This window comes from Pseudomonas edaphica, from assembly GCF_005863185.1.
Classification (GTDB): domain Bacteria; phylum Pseudomonadota; class Gammaproteobacteria; order Pseudomonadales; family Pseudomonadaceae; genus Aquipseudomonas; species Aquipseudomonas edaphica.
In genome coordinates, this window is sequence record NZ_VBVZ01000923.1 from 1 (window position 1) to 1,667 (window position 1,667).

The window sequence follows — 1,667 nt, forward strand, 5'->3', positions numbered from 1 at the left end:
CGGTACAACCGACAGACCGGGGCGCCCGCATCGCAGGCAAGCCAGCTCCCACAGGGTTTCCATGTGTCTGGCAGACCGGGTCAGTCCTCAAACTGGCGTCGTTCGGCTTCGATGGCTTCAGCCAGCGCCCGGGCTTCGTCTTCCTCGTCGCTAAGCGGCGGCTGCTCAAGGGCGGCCACGGCGGCCAGGAGTTTTTCACGGGCTTCGGCCACGCCGAGGATATCCTCTTCGGGTTCCGGTTCGACTTCGGCCTCAACCTCAACGTTCACCTGGGTTTCAGGCTCAGCCGCGCCATCACGCAGCAAGTCATCAAAGTCAGTCTTGATGCCCTGCTCCATATCATCCAGTTCAAGCAGCAAGGTATGGAAACTGGTTTCGTCCTTCGGCTCTTCCGGCTCGGCGGTGGCGTCGGCCAGCTCCTGCAAGCTGGCCGGCACCGGCGCGTCGTCGAAGTCGAGCACCGGCTCGGCTTCCATCTCGCGCAGTTCGGCAAGCGGCGGCAGGTCGTCGAGGTTTTTCAGGTTGAAGTGGTCGAGAAACACCTTGGTGGTGGCAAACATCGCCGGTTTGCCGGGCACGTCGCGGTAGCCGACGATGCGGATCCACTCGCGCTCCAGCAGTGTCTTGACGATATGGCTGTTGACCGCCACACCCCGCACATCCTCAATCTCGCCCCGCGTGATGGGCTGGCGGTAGGCAATCAGTGCCATGGTCTCCAGCATCGCGCGGGAATAACGCTGCGGGCGCTCTTCCCACAAGCGGCCGACCCACGGGGAAAATTTCTCACGGATCTGCAAGCGATAACCTGACGCCACTTCGCGCAGTTCAAAGGCGCGGCCGTCGCAGGACTTGCGCAGAATCTCCAGCGCCTTCTTGAACACCGGTGGTTCAGGGCGCTCGGCCTCTTCAAACAACTCGAACAAGCGTTCCAGGGATTGCGGTTTACCCGAGGCCAGGAGAAAGGCTTCCAGCAAGGGCGCCAGTTCGCGGGGTTCAGTCAGATTCATCGATTCAGCTCTTTATTCGGCTCGCGCCCGCACGTGGATAGCCGCAAAAGGCTCATTCTGGACCAGCTCGACCAAGGATTCCTTGACCAGTTCGAGGATGGCCATAAAGGTCACCACCACCCCCAGGCGCCCTTCCTCTTTGGTAAACAGCTCGACAAACGGCACAAAGCCGCCGCCCTTGAGGCGCTCCAGCACATCGCTCATGCGCTCGCGGGTCGACAGCGCTTCGCGGCTGACCTGGTGGCTTTCAAACATGTCACCCCGGCGCAGCACCTCGGCCATGGACATCAGCAATTCTTCCAGGCTCACATCCGGCAACAGCTTGCGCGCCCGGGCTTCCGGGGCATCGAGCTTGGGCACCACCACATCACGGCCCACGCGGCTCAAGCCGTCGATGCCTTCGGCGGCGGCCTTGAAGCGTTCATATTCTTGCAGACGGCGGATCAGCTCGGCCCGCGGGTCGTCTTCTTCGGCCTCAATGGTCTCGGAACGCGGCAACAGCATGCGCGACTTGATCTCGGCGAGCATGGCGGCCATCACCAGGTACTCGGCGGCCAATTCCAGGCGTACCGACTGCATCAACTCGACATACCCCATGTACTGGCGAGTGATTTCTGCCACCGGGATGTCGAGGATATTGATGTTCTGCTTGCGAATCAG

2 protein-coding genes are annotated in these 1,667 nt (G+C 61.7%); both read right to left on the minus strand.

Going from position 1 to position 1,667, the window contains the following annotated elements; all coding sequences use genetic code 11:
• Positions 1-80 precede the first annotated feature (80 nt).
• The gene (gene scpB, locus FEM54_RS32125; RefSeq protein ID WP_138454230.1) at positions 81-1,007 is read right to left on the minus strand and encodes an SMC-Scp complex subunit ScpB; all 927 of its coding nucleotides are present in this window, start codon (positions 1,005-1,007) and stop codon (positions 81-83) included.
• A 12-nt stretch (positions 1,008-1,019) separates the two neighbouring features.
• On the minus strand, positions 1,020-1,667 hold a 648-nt coding region (locus FEM54_RS32130; protein ID WP_138454231.1), incomplete at its 5' end, for a segregation and condensation protein A.